Origin of the sequence: Paenibacillus sp. LPE1-1-1.1, from assembly GCF_040676435.1 — a bacterium.
In the GTDB taxonomy this organism is placed as follows: domain Bacteria; phylum Bacillota; class Bacilli; order Paenibacillales; family Paenibacillaceae; genus Pristimantibacillus.
In genome coordinates this window covers 1,956,425-1,971,176 of the sequence record NZ_JBEGHY010000001.1, presented here as the reverse complement: position 1 = coordinate 1,971,176, position 14,752 = coordinate 1,956,425, and the positions used below count along the sequence as shown (strand labels likewise).

16 protein-coding genes and 1 other annotated feature are annotated in these 14,752 nt (G+C 48.8%); of the genes, 11 read left to right on the top strand and 5 right to left on the bottom strand.

Annotated elements, in window-relative coordinates:
- Window positions 1-21: 21 nt before the first annotated feature.
- The 3 genes from MRBLPE1_RS08625 to MRBLPE1_RS08615 all read right to left on the bottom strand — a co-directional run bounded on the left by MRBLPE1_RS08625 (window position 22) and on the right by MRBLPE1_RS08615 (window position 2,712).
- The gene (locus tag MRBLPE1_RS08625; RefSeq protein WP_364144053.1) at window positions 22-1,002 is read right to left on the bottom strand and encodes a type I phosphomannose isomerase catalytic subunit; all 981 of its coding nucleotides are present in this window, start codon (window positions 1,000-1,002) and stop codon (window positions 22-24) included.
- 95 nt (window positions 1,003-1,097) lie between these two features.
- Window positions 1,098-1,691, bottom strand: coding sequence for a tRNA (mnm(5)s(2)U34)-methyltransferase (locus tag MRBLPE1_RS08620; protein WP_364144050.1), 594 nt, complete (start codon window positions 1,689-1,691; stop codon window positions 1,098-1,100).
- 58 nt (window positions 1,692-1,749) lie between these two features.
- Complete coding sequence (locus tag MRBLPE1_RS08615) at window positions 1,750-2,712, bottom strand: TIGR01212 family radical SAM protein (protein ID WP_364144047.1); 963 nt, start codon at window positions 2,710-2,712, stop codon at window positions 1,750-1,752.
- 281 nt (window positions 2,713-2,993) lie between these two features.
- Between MRBLPE1_RS08615 and MRBLPE1_RS08610 the strand changes: the two genes are divergently transcribed.
- A complete protein-coding gene (locus MRBLPE1_RS08610; protein ID WP_364144045.1) occupies window positions 2,994-3,203 on the top strand; it encodes a hypothetical protein in 210 nt (69 codons plus the stop codon).
- Between the two features lie 173 nt (window positions 3,204-3,376).
- Complete coding sequence (trmB, locus tag MRBLPE1_RS08605; protein ID WP_364144042.1) at window positions 3,377-4,144, top strand: tRNA (guanosine(46)-N7)-methyltransferase TrmB; 768 nt, start codon at window positions 3,377-3,379, stop codon at window positions 4,142-4,144.
- Here trmB and MRBLPE1_RS08600 read toward each other — a convergent pair.
- Window positions 4,141-4,716, bottom strand: a complete 576-nt coding sequence (locus MRBLPE1_RS08600; RefSeq protein ID WP_364144039.1) for a phosphatase PAP2 family protein — start codon at window positions 4,714-4,716, stop codon at window positions 4,141-4,143. The genes trmB and MRBLPE1_RS08600 overlap by 4 nt on opposite strands.
- A gap of 703 nt (window positions 4,717-5,419) precedes the next feature.
- On the opposite strand from MRBLPE1_RS08600, the gene MRBLPE1_RS08595 reads away from it, so the two are divergent.
- The 5 genes from MRBLPE1_RS08595 (at window position 5,420) to MRBLPE1_RS08575 (ending at window position 8,634) form a co-directional block, all read left to right on the top strand.
- Window positions 5,420-6,655, top strand: a complete 1,236-nt coding sequence (locus tag MRBLPE1_RS08595) for a glycosyltransferase family 2 protein (RefSeq protein WP_364144037.1) — start codon at window positions 5,420-5,422, stop codon at window positions 6,653-6,655.
- Between the two features lie 105 nt (window positions 6,656-6,760).
- Window positions 6,761-6,918, top strand: a sequence feature (ribosomal protein L20 leader region).
- Entirely contained in the window at window positions 6,868-7,473 is a 606-nt protein-coding gene (infC, locus tag MRBLPE1_RS08590; RefSeq protein ID WP_414698837.1) for a translation initiation factor IF-3, read from the top strand. (Overlaps the previous feature by 51 nt.)
- Window positions 7,474-7,507: 34 nt before the next feature.
- Window positions 7,508-7,705 carry a 50S ribosomal protein L35 gene (gene rpmI, locus MRBLPE1_RS08585; protein WP_053374531.1) on the top strand — a complete coding sequence of 66 codons (198 nt, stop codon included), beginning with the start codon at window positions 7,508-7,510 and terminating at the stop codon, window positions 7,703-7,705.
- Window positions 7,706-7,755: 50 nt separating this feature from the next.
- On the top strand, window positions 7,756-8,115 hold the full coding sequence (rplT, locus tag MRBLPE1_RS08580; RefSeq protein WP_054028358.1) for a 50S ribosomal protein L20: 360 nt from the start codon (window positions 7,756-7,758) through the stop codon (window positions 8,113-8,115).
- Between the two features lie 165 nt (window positions 8,116-8,280).
- On the top strand, window positions 8,281-8,634 hold the full coding sequence (locus tag MRBLPE1_RS08575) for a hypothetical protein (protein ID WP_364144034.1): 354 nt from the start codon (window positions 8,281-8,283) through the stop codon (window positions 8,632-8,634).
- 14 nt (window positions 8,635-8,648) lie between these two features.
- Here the strand turns inward: MRBLPE1_RS08575 and MRBLPE1_RS08570 are convergent, their stop codons facing one another.
- Window positions 8,649-9,101 (bottom strand): GNAT family N-acetyltransferase, encoded by a 453-nt coding sequence (locus MRBLPE1_RS08570; protein ID WP_364144031.1) that lies wholly within the window; start codon window positions 9,099-9,101, stop codon window positions 8,649-8,651.
- Window positions 9,102-9,665: 564 nt separating this feature from the next.
- On the opposite strand from MRBLPE1_RS08570, the gene ilvB reads away from it, so the two are divergent.
- The 4 genes from ilvB to MRBLPE1_RS08550 all read left to right on the top strand — a co-directional run bounded on the left by ilvB (window position 9,666) and on the right by MRBLPE1_RS08550 (window position 14,677).
- Entirely contained in the window at window positions 9,666-11,411 is a 1,746-nt protein-coding gene (ilvB, locus tag MRBLPE1_RS08565; protein WP_364144029.1) for a biosynthetic-type acetolactate synthase large subunit, read from the top strand.
- A complete protein-coding gene (gene ilvN / locus MRBLPE1_RS08560) occupies window positions 11,408-11,893 on the top strand; it encodes an acetolactate synthase small subunit (RefSeq protein ID WP_364144026.1) in 486 nt (161 codons plus the stop codon). The genes ilvB and ilvN overlap by 4 nt, the downstream gene beginning before the upstream one ends.
- Before the next feature lie 123 nt (window positions 11,894-12,016).
- A complete protein-coding gene (gene ilvC / locus MRBLPE1_RS08555) occupies window positions 12,017-13,009 on the top strand; it encodes a ketol-acid reductoisomerase (RefSeq protein WP_183567566.1) in 993 nt (330 codons plus the stop codon).
- Window positions 13,010-13,132: 123 nt separating this feature from the next.
- A complete protein-coding gene (locus tag MRBLPE1_RS08550) occupies window positions 13,133-14,677 on the top strand; it encodes a 2-isopropylmalate synthase (RefSeq protein ID WP_364144023.1) in 1,545 nt (514 codons plus the stop codon).
- The last annotated feature ends 75 nt before the right edge of the window (window positions 14,678-14,752 follow it).

The window sequence follows — 14,752 nt, the reverse complement described above, 5'->3', positions numbered from 1 at the left end:
TCTTAGATGGAGAAGATTTATTTATTCGGAAGCAGGCACAACGCTGCGGAGAACCGTCATGCTGCCTGAAAGCTCGTAGTCACCGAGGTTAGCAGGAAGGAGGAAGCATTCGCCTGCTTTGACGGATTGTTCGCCGTCTGCCCATTTCAATCGGCCTTCGCCTTCCGCGATCACGAGGATGACGAAGCTCTCAAGCGAAGTGGACAGCGACCAAGCTGCCGATACAATCCCTTTCTCTACGATAAAGTAAGGAGAGGTAGCGATTGTCAGCCACTCTCCAGCCACGGCATTATCCGTCTTCATGCGCTGTGCGCCAGCGCCCTCATAGGCGATGACATTGAGGGAATCCTCAATATGCAGCTCGCGCAATTGTCCGTCAAGTCCGGGGCGATCGTAATCATGCAAACGGTAGGTCGTATCTGAATTTTGCTGAATCTCCGCAACTACGACACCGGAGCAGAGTGCGTGAACGGTTCCCGCCGGGATGTAAAACGCATCGCCGGCTTCAACGGATACTTCTTGCAGCGTGTCCATAATGCGGCCCTCGGCGATTGCGGTCTCCATGGCTGCACGGTTCACGCCGTCTTTTAGGCCATAGATAATTTTCGCGCCTGGCTTCGCATCGAGAATATACCACATCTCTGTCTTACCCAGCTCACCTGCAGGAAGTCCTTCGTAAACATCGGTTGGATGGACTTGAATCGATAAGTCATCATTGCAATCCAGAAGCTTGATCAGCAGCGGGAAACGACCGTTTTTCTCGGAGAAGCCCTGAGTGCCGAACCACACCGGTCCATACGACTCGCGAATTTGATCAAGACCGACGCCTGTAAGTTCGCCATTCATCACCTTAGTCGTTCCGTTTGGGTGGTCGCCGATCATCCATCCTTCGCCAATGGAACCCTCCGGCAGTTCAAGGCCGAAGCCCTCCAGCGCCCGTCCGCCCCAAATACGCTCTTTCATCTCCGGTTTAAATTGCAATGGATAAGGTTTAACTGTCATTTGTCATCTCTCCCATGTTTTTTATATGTATGGTTAATATTTCGGCCTATCACACTCGATAATAGCGTCCTTTCGTTCGGGAAACTAGTAACCAATTACCTAACCGGATTCGGCCGTTTTTCTATCGCGATTAAATATGGGGCCGTGGTCCTTTGCAGCTGCCTGTAAATAACAGCTTGCGCTAGGACTTGGGGCAGCTGAGCCGACCATTCCTCTACGCGGGCGGCTTCCTCCGCACCCCCAGGATGCCCCGGATACAAGACGCAAGTCACAATGCCGCCCGGTCGCAGCAGACTGATCGCGGCATCTAGCGCCGCAAGTGTCGAAGCGGGCTCGGTGATGATCGTGAGATCGCTGCTTCCGGGCAAATAACCGAGATTGAACATTACCGTTGAAACTTGTCCAATGGCTGAACGGTCTACAGCCTCCGCCATTCTTGCATGGCTCTCAAGCATAAGCTTTATTTCAGGAAGCTCGTTTTGCGGGAGAGAAGAGAGGCGCCCATGCGTACGGTCGAGCGCTTCCTGTTGGATATCGAAGGCGTATACGGTGCCTTTGCGCCCGACTAGTCCAGCCAGCATTAAGGTATCGACGCCGCCTCCGGCAGTTGCGTCGATTACGATATCGCCTGGCGAGGTGCGCTCGGCGATCCATTTATGAGCCATGCTTAAAACGGATAGAAAGCCCATGCCTTGCCTCCTTTGAACGGTCCTGGCGATATAGTCTTGTTCCTATGCTCCATCTTACCTATACCTCCGGATGCCAGAGCTTGCCTTGCCACGTATTCCGGCGTTTCAGCTCATCATCGAAAGCATTAAGCACTTCCCACTTCCTAGAACTCCACATCGGACCAATCAGCAGATCACGCGGCGCGTCCCCGGTAAGCCGGTGGACGATCATCTCGGGCGGAAGAAACTCGAGCGTATCCACAATCAGCTTCACATACTCATCCTGTTCCAGAAATTGCAGAAGTCCGGCTTCATACTGGCGAACCATCGGCGTCTTGCGCATGAGGTGAAGCAGGTGAATTTTGATGCCTTGGATATCCATCTTCGCGACGGCGCGGCCGGTATCCAGCATCATTTCATGCGTTTCCTGCGGAAGGCCGTAAATGATATGCGCGCAAACCCGTATCCCGCGTGCACGAAGACGCTGCACCGCATCCAAATAGCACGCCGTATCATGTGCCCGGTTAATAAGCTCCGAAGTGGATTCATGCACGGTCTGCAGACCCATTTCCACCCAAAGATAGGTGCGTTCATTCAGCTCAGCCAAATAATCGACAACGTCATCGGGCAAGCAATCGGGGCGAGTCGCAATCGATAGGCCAACAACGCCAGGCTGCTGTAAAATAACCTCATAGTACTCGCGCAGCTCTTCAACGGGCGCATACGTATTCGTATAAGCCTGGAAATAACCGATGTACCGCGCGTCCGGCCATTTCTGATGCTGCCGGTCGCGTATGTTATTGAACTGAGTGACTAAATCATCCCGCCGGCTTCCCGCGAAATCGCCTGATCCGCGCGCGCTGCAAAATGTACAGCCGCCCTTCGCGATAGAACCGTCCCGGTTCGGGCAGGTGAAGCCGGCATCCAGCATAACTTTGAATACTTTGCCGCCAAACTGCTCCCGCATTTCGTAATTCCATGTATGAAAGCGTTTATCACCCCAGAGCACTGGCTGCTGCGGCGAGGCATTTAATTCAATCATCGTTTTCCCCTTTTTTCAAGACGTACATCCTATATTTTAACGAAAAACGAGTGGAAAAGCCACGTTTGATCTCGGATTGGATATCGAATGTTCGGAAACCGCTTTAATTGGAAATTATTTTTGAAATGGAGCTTTTTGGGCTTGCGTAACCTTACATGAGGTGTTATATTAAAAGTGCGACAAAACAACAAATAAACCTGACATAGCCCAATTGCACTTGTATTCATGAAACGTCGATTAAATGGAAATACTCTTACAATAAATCGATGAGGTGATTAGAGATGAATAACATGTCCAAAATTCCACACGGCGACGACACCGTTACGGTCGAACTAACGATTAAAGAACTGATGGCGCTTACGGGTGTCCGTTTTCACAATAACCACGGCGTAGAAATTTCCGCCCGCAAGAAGCTTAATGAAGTATTGGTTGAAACTTACGAGCGTGACCTGCAAGAAAATGCTCCGATCCCTTACCAGCTTCTGCTGTAAGAACATACAAGAACATTAACAAGAGGAAAGCCGCGCCGCCAGTAACGGGCCGCGGCTTTTTTTCATTAACTAGACCGATTGCTCATTCCTCTTTACAATGCTCAAATTGTTGGGCACAATAAGAACTAGTCTATTCGTTGCATCGTCTACGATAAATGGAGGAATCACTGCATATGCGTTTAAGAGGAAGAAAAGGAATTCGTGAAAGTCTTGAGGGACAGCCGGAGCTAGTCGTGCTGGATGCTGCGCCCCACAAAGGAAAATGGCGTGAGTTTTTTGGAAACGACCAGCCGATCTACGTAGAGCTGGGCATGGGCAAAGGCCGCTTTATTAGTCAAATGAGCGCCCGTTATCCGCATATTAACTTTATTGGCGTCGATATGTACGATGAGCTTCTGCGCCGCGCAAGCGAGAAGGCACGCATCGTATGGGAACAAAAAGGGGAGTCGCATCCGCCGAACCTCGCGCTGCTTCGCGCAAATATCGAGGGCATTGAGACCATGTTTGCGCCTGGAGAAATTGAACGGGTTCATCTTAATTTCAGCGACCCGTGGCCAAAGAGCAAGCATGCGCGCCGGAGACTTACGCATCCTAGGCTTGTAGCCAAGTACATCGAGCTGCTCAATGAACGCGGCGAGATCCATTTTAAGACGGATTCCCAATCGCTATTTGAGTTTTCGTTGAACAGCTTTGCGGAAATGGAGCTGGTCATGCGCAATATTTCGCTCCATTTACACAAAGAAGGCCCCCGGGAGGACCTTGTGTTTACGGAATATGAGATGAAGTTCATGGAAAAAGGACAAAACATTTATCGGGTCGAAGCCGTCATCGGCTCTGAAGCGCTGCGAAAGCATCGTGAGGCGAAACAGGAAAAATCGATCAAGGAAGAAGAAGAAGCCAGCAAAGCAGAATTGAATGATTCCGATGACGAGGACAATTAGTTAATCCCTGCAGCCGCCGATCCGACCCAGGAATAGTTGACCGCAAGGGCAGTCACTGATCCAATCAGTGCGCCCGCGGCAACATCCGATGGATAATGAAGACCGAGGTACATCCTTGACCAGCCGACGGACACTCCGATGATTAAAGCTATCGGCACCAGTAAACTCAGCCATACGCCGCTTGTCAGCAAAATAGGTACAAGCCAAGCGAAGATCGCCGTCGTATGGCCGGATGGAAAGGATGAATCTACAAGCGGATTATGGCCCGTATTGACACCAGGCAGCGCCTGATAAGGCCGAAGCCGCTTGAATTTTCGTTTAACGATTGCAACCGGCAGGTGGCTAATGATGACGGCCGTCAAGCATTGCCATCCGGTCAGGCTCCAAGGAGCAGGTGCGAGCAGTGCATATAGAAGGGCGGTTGCAAGCGTAAAGGTGGCGCCGCCCATATGTGTGACCGTGCTTAACCATTTATTAAGGAAACGATGTCTTTTTCCCCCAGAAGGTCTACGATTTACCCAAATCAGCATTTTTTGCTCACTCGTTTTCAGCCAGCCTATCATTCGTTCCATCGCTGTCATCCTCCTAACGGTGGCTTACTTTTTTCATTCCATTTGTGAGATATTTTTAATTTTAACATGTTTTTGTAAGCGGGGCGTAAACTATTTCTTGTCCACATATTAAAGATAAGTAAGTATTATAACATTTAAAATGCATTTTGTGTGGCTTGCGCAGCCGAAGCATTTAGTAATGAATAACGCTAACGAAATCCCATGAAACCTGAGAATAAATATTGATTGTGATTTACTGTTTAATTTTGTGCAGTTGATGGTAAAACTGTAATGGACATATTTTAAGAAGTTCTGGCAGAACTTGTCGGACCTGCAAAATATGTCGAACCTAGAAAGGCGTGTTCACCTGTTCGTCACATAGTGGGGGTACAATTAAAGAAACATTTTCCTGTCTTTGCTCGTAAATAAGGACGTTAGTGCTAAAAAGTCAGTAAATGGTTGAAAATAAGGCTGAGTCGTCGTAAAAGGAGGTAATGCGTCCATTCGTACGCTATGCAAGCGTTTTTCTGCCTAGATTAAGCCTAATGGAGACTAATTCAACTTTTGACAAAGAAGTTGTTTCTGTGGAGAATCAATAAAGGTCCGCGAGTGTTTGCAGAGAAACACTCATACAAAGAGAGAAAATATAATAAAAAGCTTGCAGCAGCCGTGCTAGAATGCTGAAAAAAAGCAAAAAAATGGGGTCTCAAGGGGGCAGTATCGCATGGTTCTAAGTATTATTTTTATCGCGTTTCAAGTCGTGATGGCGTTGATTGCGGTTTACCAGTTCGGTATTTCTATTTTCGGCCTGATGAAAAACAAAAGCCGGAAGCATCACGCGCCACAAAAATCGTTTGCGGTTTTAGTGGCAGCACACAACGAGGAAAAAGTCGTCGGCGCGCTAATCGAAAATTTAAAAAAGATGGATTACCCGGAAGAACTATACGATATATTTGTAATTTGTGATAACTGTACGGATGGAACGGCAGACATCAGCCGCAGCCACGGGGTTCATGCTTGCGAAAGAACCAACCAGCTGCTGCGCGGCAAAGGATATGCAATTGAGTGGATGCTTAAAGAGCTATGGGCTATGCCTCGTCAATATGATGCGATTGTCATGTTCGATGCGGATAATCTCGTAAACCCGGACTTCCTGCAATTGATGAACAATGATTTATGCGAGGGCCATCAAGTGATTCAAGGGTATTTGGATACGAAGAATCCGGATGATTCTTGGGTTACCGCGGCATACGGCATCACGTACTGGTATTGCAACCGTTTGTGGCAGCTATCCAGAACCAACCTGAAGATGAGCAATTTCCTTGGAGGCACCGGGATGTGTTTCGAATCGGCGCTGCTCAAGGACATGGGTTGGGGCGCGACAAGCTTGGTAGAAGACTTGGAATTCTCGATGCGCTGCGTACAGCGGGGCATTTACCCGATCCTGAATTACGATGCTAAGGTGTATGACGAGAAGCCGGTAACGTTCAAAGCTTCGGCAAGGCAGCGGCTTCGTTGGATGCAGGGGCATTTCAACGTAGCGCGCAATTACTTTTTTCCGCTTCTGTGGGCAAGCATTAAGGAACGCAACTTCGTGAAATTCGATTCGGCGATCTACACGGTTTCTGTTTATAACACCTTGTTTGGATTTATCTTGACGCTTGTAATGTGGATCGATATTGCGATTCCATCGACTAACTATTTGGATTCGCTTTATAACTATTTACCATGGTGGACGGTTGGAATCGCTGCGTTTGCAGGGATTATCCAATTCCCGCTTGCGCTTATGCTTGAGGGAGTAAAATCGTGGAAAATGTATGCTCATCTTCTTACGCTGCCGTTTTTCCTTGTTTCTTGGTGGCCGATCACGTTTTACGCTTTCTTCACTCAGAACAACAAAACATGGAGCCATACCCAGCATACCCGCGTCGTTCGGATTGAAGAAGTGCAAAGCAAATAATGATGTGAGAAGCGAACAGAGTTTCGATAATCTTTTCACAAGCGGTTGACACGGCTTTGTAGGCCATGGTATAGTAACACGGTAACATTTTCAACTAACTTAATGACGCACAAGCAGAAGCGCCCGCTTCTCACCTTTCGGCTACGGCTGGCTGGTTCGCGATAATCGATTAGTCATTCCATTATTTCTACCGAAATAGTGTTCTGACATACATGTACGGTTATGAGATGCGGGTTCTAACGAACCCGCATTTTTTTATTGCGTGGAGACATGAAACAAACCAATTTTGGAGGTGGCACGTTATTAGCAGAGAACATCAAATCAATGATGAGATCCGGGCCAGAGAAGTACGGCTGGTAGGCGCTGAAGGTGAGCAAATCGGTATTAAATCGATTCGTGATGCTATGCAGATGGCGGTTGAACTTAATTTGGACCTGGTGAACGTCGCACCGACGGCTAAGCCGCCGGTATGCCGGATCATGGACTACGGAAAGTTCCGTTACGAGCAGCAGAAGAAAGAAAAAGAAGCTCGTAAAAACCAAAAGATCGTTGATCTTAAAGAAGTTTGGTTCCGTGCCAACATTGATGAAAACGACTACCAGACGAAATTCCGTAACGTTGTCAAGTTTCTCAATGAAGGCGATAAAGTGAAAGCATCCGTCAGATTCCGCGGCCGTGAGATTGCGCATGCGTCTCTGGGACAAAAGATTTTGGATCGTCTTTCAAAAGAGGTTGCCGAATTATGCAGCGTTGAGCGCGCTCCTAAGCTGGAAGGCCGGAGCATGATTATGATTTTGGCACCCAAAACCAACAGCTAACAACTGATGAAGAACTTTAAGGAGGATAACTGATATGCCTAAGATGAAAACTCACAGCAGTCTGAAAGACCGCTTTAAAATTACTGGAACTGGTAAAGTAAAACGTTACAAAGCTTACCGTAACCACTTGCTTTCACACAAATCCGGTCGTCAAAAACGCGTACTTGCTGGTCAACCGCTTATGGCTGCTGGCGACGTTCGTCGTTTGAAGCAAGGCCTTTCTAACTTGTAATAATAAGCTACAACAAATAAGCTAATTCAACCTACAGGAGGTTTCCATTCATGGCAAGAGTCAAAGGCGGATTTGTCCGCACTCGTCGTCGCAAAAGAATTCTAAAGCTAGCTAAAGGTTATTTCGGTTCGAAACATCGCCTGTTTAAAACAGCGAAGGAGCAAGTTGGTAAGTCCCTTATGTACGCATACCGTGACCGTCGCAACAAAAAACGTGACATCCGCAGACTGTGGATCGTTCGTATTAACGCGGCAGCTCGCATTAACGGACTTTCGTACAACAAATTCATGCACGGCTTGAAGCTTGCGGGCGTTGAAGTTAACCGCAAAATCCTTGCTGACCTGGCAGTTAACGATATGACTTCGTTCAACTCCCTTGCAGGCATTGCAAAAGAAAAAATTAACGCGTAGGCGTTAATCACATATAAAGGCTGTCCAAGTCATCTATACGATGAGCCTTGGGCAGCCTTTTTTGTATTGATGCATGCGCACATTTGTTGCGGCAGAGGACAAACAAACAGACGGATGCTCTTTTCCTTGAATATGTTGAAGGACAACAGGAAAGGAGGGATTTCTATGCATAACGTTTCCAAACAAGACGTACGGAAACTGATCGGCAAATCCATTTATGCAGTTCGTCCAGACGGCACTGTCGTCACTGGCAAGCTCGTTAAGGTTCACCAAAATAAACTGATCATTGCCCCATTAGAGAATGAAAAGGGAAAAGTCGTACAAACGAAAGCTATTTTGCCTCTCGTTTTGTTTGATCTTCTTGCAATCGGTACGCTTCCGTTCTTTGGCGGCGGCTTTGGCGGTGGTTTCGGCGGCGGAGGCTGCTGCAACAACAACTTTAAAAATCAATGCTGCTTCGACGGCGGCGGCTACGGCGGTTACGGCGGGTACGGCAACCAAGGCTACAACGGGTATTAATGGCAGCTAGATGATCATGGCGGGGTGAGCGGCTTAAGCAGCTCATAGCAGCGTAGATCAGGGTAGTAGCGGACGGTGTGATAGCCAAGCTTGCTATAGAGATGATGAGCTTTATCATTTACCTGATCCACAAACAGTCTGGCAACCTTGCAGTTCTGCGTTCTGCCGTAAGCCTCGCTATGAGCCATTAATTTTCTTCCCCACTGCCGGTTTCGATGATCGGGATGCGTGACCATCATATCTAAATAAAGGACCTCGCCCATTACTTCAAAATGAAGGAAGGAGACCGGCGGGCTTTTTTTTGATAAGGATGCTACATAAGTAACGCCGCGGCGGAAGCGCTTGGGGAGCTCTCGGATCGTTTGGGCATCAAGCTGGTGCACCGTATGGGATAAAGGAATAAGCTCGTTCCGTATAAGGCGGACCACCTCGGCTTGATCCAGCCTGGGGTCGTAAAGTCGAATCATATCCATCATTCCGTTTCTGCGGCGCCGGGCAACAAGAACGCTGCATGAGTTTGCCGTTTGGGGGCTAAAATAGTATATGTGCATTTGCCGGTGAATGCGCCAATTAGAATTTGCAGGAAGTATCATCAGGGTTCTTGACGAACGAGGATTCACGGCATATAATAAAGAAAGTCTTATCTACCACGTACCGGTGTACGCACCATGTGGTAAATACAAAATCAGCAATGATGAGGACGAAGTGCTTAGGGCCCTTTTGAACAGAGAGCGGATGGATTAGCTGCAACCATCGCCAAAATCCCTTTTCTACGAGCTCACCTCGGAGCTGTTTCCTTGAAAAGCAACAACGAATGCTGTTGCCTAATAGGGGAAATCGCAAGGCAAGCGTTAAAGTGCCAATAGTATGAACGTATGTGCACGACGTTCTTACTTGTGGAGGTTATACATCGGGAGACGTATAACAAATTTGGGTGGTACCACGGAAGATATACCTTTCGTCCCTCGTTGCTTCGTTTGAAGCATGAGGAGCGAAAGGTTTTTTTGTTTTTTCTGAGAGGAGGATGACTGATGGTAACGCAAGGTGCAACACTGAAGTCAAAAGAGGAATTGAAGGAAAGACTCTCGAAGCCCGAGGTCATATCCGGTTCGGAAATTTTGCTAAGAAGTCTACTTCTTGAGGGTGTAGATTGTGTATTCGGCTATCCTGGCGGAGCAGTGTTGTACATTTATGACGCGATGCACGGAAACCCCGATTTCAATCATTTACTTACCCGTCACGAGCAGGGCGCAATTCACGCAGCAGACGGTTATGCACGCGCAAGCGGCAAAGTAGGCGTATGTATCGCAACGTCAGGTCCGGGAGCAACGAACCTCGTTACGGGTATTGCAACGGCCTATATGGATTCTGTGCCGTTAGTCGTGATTACGGGCAATGTCATTTCCAGCTTGATCGGAAGCGATGCTTTCCAGGAAGCGGACATTACGGGCATTACAATGCCGATTACGAAACACAGCTACTTGGTACGCGACGTTGAAGATTTGCCGCGTATTATTCATGAAGCATTCCACATTGCCAACACTGGACGCAAAGGTCCAGTATTGATTGACATACCGAAAGACATCTCGGCGGCTAAGACATTGTTCAAGCCATCGACGGAAGTGAGCATCCGCGGCTATAACCCGACGGTATCGCCAAACAAGAATCAAGTCGACAAGCTCATTAAGGCTATTGAACAAGCCGAGCGTCCGCTTATCTTGGCTGGCGGCGGAGTCGTATACTCTGGCGGCCACGAAGAACTGTTCGAGTTCGTAACGAAGACGCAAATACCGATTACGACAACCTTGCTTGGTTTGGGAGCATTCCCAAGCGGCAATGACCTGTTCCTGGGTATGCCGGGCATGCACGGTACTTATACGGCTAACAAATCGATTCAAAGCGCGGATTTGCTTATTAATATCGGCGCCCGCTTCGATGACCGTGTTACCGGTAAGCTTTCAGGCTTTGCGCCGCTTGCAAAGATCGTCCATATTGACATCGATCCTGCTGAAATCGGCAAAAACGTGCCGACGGACATTCCGATCGTAGGCGATGTGAAGACGGTTCTGGAGCTAGTGAACAAGCAAGCTAAGCGTGCGGATAAAGCGGATGATTGGCGTGCGAAGCTTAAAGCATCTTGTGAGCAATATCCATTCAGCTACAAGGATTCCGAGGATGAACTGAAGCCGCAATGGGTTATCGAGATGATTCACGAAACGACAAACGGCGATGCGATCGTAACGACTGACGTTGGCCAGCACCAAATGTGGGCAGCGCAGTATTACAAATTCAATAAGCCTCGTTCATGGGTAACCTCAGGGGGCCTTGGCACGATGGGCTTCGGATTCCCTTCCGCTATCGGCGCTCAAATGGCGAACCCGGAACGCGTAGTCGTTTCAATCAATGGTGACGGCGGAATGCAAATGTGTGCGCAGGAACTTGCGATATGCGCGATCAACAATATTCCGGTTAAAGTCGTCATCATCAATAACCAGGTGCTTGGGATGGTTCGTCAGTGGCAGGAGCTGATCTATGAAAACCGCTACAGCCATATCGATCTCTCGGGCAGCCCTGACTTCGTTAAGCTTTCCGAGGCTTACGGAGTAAAAGGCTTCCGCGCTACGAACAAAGAAGACGCACGTGCTGTATGGGAAGAGGCGCTGCGTCATCCTGGTCCGGCCGTTGTTGAGTTCGTCGTTCGCAAAGAAGAGAACGTGTACCCAATGGTTGCGCAAGGAAGCACCATCGACGAAATGATCATGGGGGATGCGGAATGAAAAAGCACACGATCGCAGTAATCGTTAACGATCAGCCCGGCGTTCTGCAGCGTGTTTCCGGCTTGTTCGGACGCCGCGGCTTCAACATTGAAAGTATTACGGTTGGTTCCAGCGAAGAAGCAGGCTTGTCGCGTATGGTCATCGTCACCTCAGGTGATGACCATACCCTCGAGCAGGTTACGAAGCAATTGTACAAGCTCATTGATGTCATTAAAGTCATCGATCTGAGCTCCAATCCGATGGTTGCCCGCGAGCTTGCGCTTATCAAAGTAAATGCGGAGCCCGCAACCCGTCCGGAAATTTTAGGCGTAGTTGAAACCTTCCGCGCAGCGGTTGTTGACATTGGCACTCATTCGCTTATGGTACAAGTAGTCGGCGACACGGAGAAAATCGACGCAATGGTTGAATTACTAAAGCCTTACGGCATTCGCGAGCTTTCGCGTACAGGCGTAACGGCATTAAACAGAGGCAACGCAAAGTAGTAACCAAATTTATTTCCACATCCCGCTTTGAGCGGGAGTTTAAGGGGAGAACCGCTGCTTATGGGTCATTCTCTGCTTAAACACCCGCTCAAAAGGGTTAAATTAAAGGAGGCAATTATTAAAATGGCAGTTACAATGTACTATGAAAAAGACGCTGATCAAGGCGTACTACAAGGCAAAACAATCGCAGTTATCGGTTACGGCAGCCAAGGTCACGCACAAGCGCAAAACCTTCGCGACAGCGGCTTGAAAGTTGTTATCGGACTTCGTCCCGGTAAATCCGCTGATGTTGCTAAAAAAGACGGTTTCGAAGTACTTACAGTTGCTGAAGCAACTAAAGTAGCTGACGTTGTTCAAATTTTGCTTCCTGACGAAACACAAGCGAAAGTATACAGCGAAGAAATCGCTCCTAACCTGAAAAAAGGCGCGGCTCTTATGTTCTCTCACGGCTTCAACATCCACTACGGCCAAATCGTGCCTAACGCAGATACAGACGTATTCCTAGTTGCTCCAAAATCCCCTGGTCACATGGTTCGCCGTACTTACCAAGAGGGCTTTGGCGTTCCTGGTCTAATTGCAATCGAGCAAGATGCTACTGGCAATGCTAAAGCTATCGGCCTTGCATATGCTAAAGGTATCGGCTGTACGCGTGCTGGCGTTATCGAAACTTCTTTCAAAGAAGAAACAGAAACAGATTTGTTCGGTGAGCAAGCCGTTCTTTGCGGCGGTGCTTCCGCACTTGTTAAAGCAGGCTTCGAGACGCTTGTTGAAGCTGGCTATGCTCCGGAAATGGCTTACTTCGAGTGCTTGCACGAGCTTAAGCTGATCGTTGACATGATGTATGAAGGCGGAATTTCGTCGATGCGCGATTCCATCTCCAATACTGCAGAATACGGCGATTATGTAACTGGTCCTCGCATTGTTACGGAAGAAACGAAAAAAGAAATGAAACGCGTATTGGAAGATATCCAATCCGGCCGTTTCGCTCGTGATTTCATCTTGGAAAACCAATCGAACCGTGCAATGCTTACAGCTACGCGCCGTAACGAAGCTGCTCATCCAATTGAGCAAACAGGCGCACAGCTTCGCGAATTGATGCACTGGATCAAGAAGTAATATCAGATAGAATGAACGACCATATCCCGGTTCGCCGGATCTCCGTACGAAGCGGATCACGTTTCGTACGGCGGCCCCATGCGCGTGCCGGGATCATTCTGTTCACGGAGGTGCAATGCACAAATGCGGAAAATTTATGTTTTCGATACAACGCTTCGTGATGGAGAGCAATCTCCCGGGGTAAACCTGAACACGAAGGAAAAGGTAGAGATTGCCCTTCAGCTTGAGAAGCTTGGAGTGGACCGTATTGAGGCTGGCTTCCCAGCTGCTTCGCCAGGTGATCTTGCTGCGGTTAACGCGGTTGCGCGCGCAGTGAAGAATGCTACGGTAATCGGTCTGTCGCGCTCGCGCGAGCAGGATATCGATGCAGTGCGCGAAGCGCTTATCGGTGCGCAGGATCCGTGCATTCACGTATTCCTTGCTACCAGCCCTATCCACCGTAAGCATAAGCTTCGGATGGAGAAGGATCAGGTGCTTGAAACGGCAGAGCGCGCTATTCGTTACGCAAAGCAATACTTTGACAAGGTCGAATTCTCGGCTGAGGATGCCGGTCGTACCGAGCTTGATTTTTTATGCCAGGTAACGGAACTCGCGATTAAAGCGGGAGCAACGGTCGTGAACATCCCGGATACGGTTGGTTATTTGAACCCGCATGAATTCGGCAATATCTTTAAAACGCTGAAGGAAAACGTACCGAATATCGAAACGATTCAGTTGAGCGCACATTGCCACGATGATCTCGGCATGGCTACGGCTAATGCGCTTGCGGCAATTTTGAACGGCGCGGATCAAGTCGAAGGTACCATTAACGGAATCGGGGAGCGTGCAGGCAATACGGCGATTGAAGAAATCGCAATGGCGCTTGCGACGCGTCCGGATTACTTTGGTGCACAAACGACATTGAATCTGAAGGAAATCGCCAAGACGAGCCGGCTTGTCAGCAAGCTGACGGGAATGGTTGTTCCAGGCAACAAAGCCATCGTAGGAGCCAATGCGTTCGCGCATGAGTCTGGCATTCATCAGGATGGCATGCTGAAAGAGAAAACGACATACGAGATCATTTCACCTGAAACGATCGGTCTGAAAGAATCTAAGCTGGTGCTCGGCAAGCACTCCGGACGCCATGCGTTCCGCGAGAAGTTGATCGATCTAGGCTATGAGCTTGAGGATGAAGCGGTTAACGCGGCGTTTGCTAAATTCAAGGATTTGGCCGATCGCAAGAAAACCGTTAGCGATGAAGATATTCTCGCTATGCTGGAAGAAAAGCTGATCGATACGCCGGAAGTATTCAGCCTGGAGACGATCCAAGTCAGCTACGGCAACCAATCAACGCCAAGCGCTTCCGTTCGGATCCGCAGCGCGGAAGGCGAAGTCGTAGAAGAAATAGCGATCGGCAACGGTTCCGTTGACGCGATATATAACGCGATCGACAAGGTTACCAAGGAAGCTGTGGAGCTTGAGGACTACTCGATTAAATCGGTATCGCAAGGAAAGGATGCCCAAGGCGAGGTTCATGTCGTTCTGAAGCAGGATGAAGTTTCTGCCCAAGGCCGCGGACTTAGTACGGATATCCTAGAAGCGAGCGCGCGCGCCTATATCGACGCGCTGAACCGTTTGATCGAGAAGCGCAAGACGCCTGGCCGCCGCGACAAGATGAGCTTGATCTAGAAAAGAACATATCAATGCCAAATAGGACAGTTCCGCAAGGTCGATACATGACCATAGGGACTGTCCTATTTTGAT

Coding starts and splice junctions, on each gene's coding strand:
- infC (WP_414698837.1), top strand. CDS start 6,868: ATGTACGGTTATGAGATGCGGGTTCTAACGAACCCGCATTTTTTTATT.
- rpmI (WP_053374531.1), top strand. CDS start 7,508: ATGCCTAAGATGAAAACTCACAGCAGTCTGAAAGACCGCTTTAAAATT.
- rplT (WP_054028358.1), top strand. CDS start 7,756: ATGGCAAGAGTCAAAGGCGGATTTGTCCGCACTCGTCGTCGCAAAAGA.
- ilvB (WP_364144029.1), top strand. CDS start 9,666: ATGGTAACGCAAGGTGCAACACTGAAGTCAAAAGAGGAATTGAAGGAA.
- ilvC (WP_183567566.1), top strand. CDS start 12,017: ATGGCAGTTACAATGTACTATGAAAAAGACGCTGATCAAGGCGTACTA.
- trmB (WP_364144042.1), top strand. CDS start 3,377: ATGCGTTTAAGAGGAAGAAAAGGAATTCGTGAAAGTCTTGAGGGACAG.
- MRBLPE1_RS08610 (WP_364144045.1), top strand. CDS start 2,994: ATGAATAACATGTCCAAAATTCCACACGGCGACGACACCGTTACGGTC.
- MRBLPE1_RS08570 (WP_364144031.1), bottom strand. CDS start 9,101: ATGATTCGACTTTACGACCCCAGGCTGGATCAAGCCGAGGTGGTCCGC.
- MRBLPE1_RS08625 (WP_364144053.1), bottom strand. CDS start 1,002: ATGACAGTTAAACCTTATCCATTGCAATTTAAACCGGAGATGAAAGAG.
- ilvN (WP_364144026.1), top strand. CDS start 11,408: ATGAAAAAGCACACGATCGCAGTAATCGTTAACGATCAGCCCGGCGTT.
- MRBLPE1_RS08575 (WP_364144034.1), top strand. CDS start 8,281: ATGCATAACGTTTCCAAACAAGACGTACGGAAACTGATCGGCAAATCC.
- MRBLPE1_RS08600 (WP_364144039.1), bottom strand. CDS start 4,716: ATGGAACGAATGATAGGCTGGCTGAAAACGAGTGAGCAAAAAATGCTG.
- MRBLPE1_RS08550 (WP_364144023.1), top strand. CDS start 13,133: ATGCGGAAAATTTATGTTTTCGATACAACGCTTCGTGATGGAGAGCAA.
- MRBLPE1_RS08620 (WP_364144050.1), bottom strand. CDS start 1,691: ATGGGCTTTCTATCCGTTTTAAGCATGGCTCATAAATGGATCGCCGAG.
- MRBLPE1_RS08615 (WP_364144047.1), bottom strand. CDS start 2,712: ATGATTGAATTAAATGCCTCGCCGCAGCAGCCAGTGCTCTGGGGTGAT.
- MRBLPE1_RS08595 (WP_364144037.1), top strand. CDS start 5,420: ATGGTTCTAAGTATTATTTTTATCGCGTTTCAAGTCGTGATGGCGTTG.